This window comes from Micrococcus sp. M4NT (genome assembly GCF_033790745.1).
Lineage (GTDB): Bacteria > Actinomycetota > Actinomycetes > Actinomycetales > Micrococcaceae > Micrococcus.
Genome location: NZ_JAMYEH010000020.1, coordinates 1 through 947, shown reverse-complemented (window position 1 = coordinate 947; position 947 = coordinate 1). Strand labels below are relative to the sequence as shown.

Genomic DNA, 947 nt, shown 5'->3' with positions numbered 1-947 from the left:
CTAGGGCATGTCTGACAATCGTTTGGACCACGCGAGCACAGCGTTCAACACCACGGCGGCCCGGTAGACGATCGCGTACTTGTCGTACCGGGTCGCCAGGCCCCGCCATTGCTTCAGGTGCGCGTACTGGCGCTCGATCACGTTCCGGCCCTTGTAAGCCTGCGAGTCCAGGCCCACGGGACGGCCACCGGCCGAGCCGCGGCGCCTGCGGTGGCCCTGCTGATCCGCCGGCTCGGGGATCACGGCTTTGATCCGGCGGGCACGCAGGTGGGTGCGGATCGCCCGGGAGGAGTACGCCTTGTCGCCCAGCACCGCCTCGGGGCGGGTCCGGGGCCGCCCTACCGGCCGTGCCACGCGCAGCCGCCCCAGCAGCGGCAGCAGCATCGGGGAGTCCCCGGCTTGGCCGGGGGTGATCAGGCTGACCAGCGGCAGCCCGGTCCCATCGACGAGCTGATGGATCTTCGTGCTCAGCCCTCCCCGGGAGCGCCCGATGCCGTGATCGGCCGGCTCCTCATGCAGATTCCTGTAGTTCGACCCATCCCCCTGTGAGGCGGGTGATGTTCGTCGCGTGCTGATGCGCGCGGGCGATCGTGGAGTCCACCGAGACCGACCAATCGATCAGGCCTTCGGCGTCCGCGGCGGCGGTCAGCCTCGCCAGCACCGCATCCCAGGTGCCCTCTTCAGCTAAGCGCCGGTGCCAGGTCCACACGGTCTGCCAAGGCCCGTAGACCTCGGGCAGATCCCTCCATGCAATCCCGCACCGATATCGGTAGATGATCGCCTCCACCATGGTGCGGGCATCGGCGAACGGCCTGCCGGCCCTGCCGGTCCGGGTCGGGAGCATCGGGGCGATCAACTCCCATTGGGCATCGGAGAGCATCTGGAAGCGGGACATGCCTTCCAGGGTGTCAGCTGGCCCCCTGGATCCATTCTCAGACACGCCCTAG

General features: G+C 68.8%; 1 protein-coding gene. It reads right to left on the bottom strand.

Translation table 11 applies throughout. The annotated features are described in order from the left end of the window. Nucleotides 1-895 (bottom strand): IS5 family transposase gene (locus NJC10_RS11165; protein WP_166437828.1). Its coding sequence is split into 2 segments (ribosomal slippage): nt 1-537 and nt 539-895, totalling 894 coding nucleotides; the frame shifts between segments, so codons are not numbered across the junction. Between the last annotated feature and the right edge of the window lie 52 nt (nt 896-947).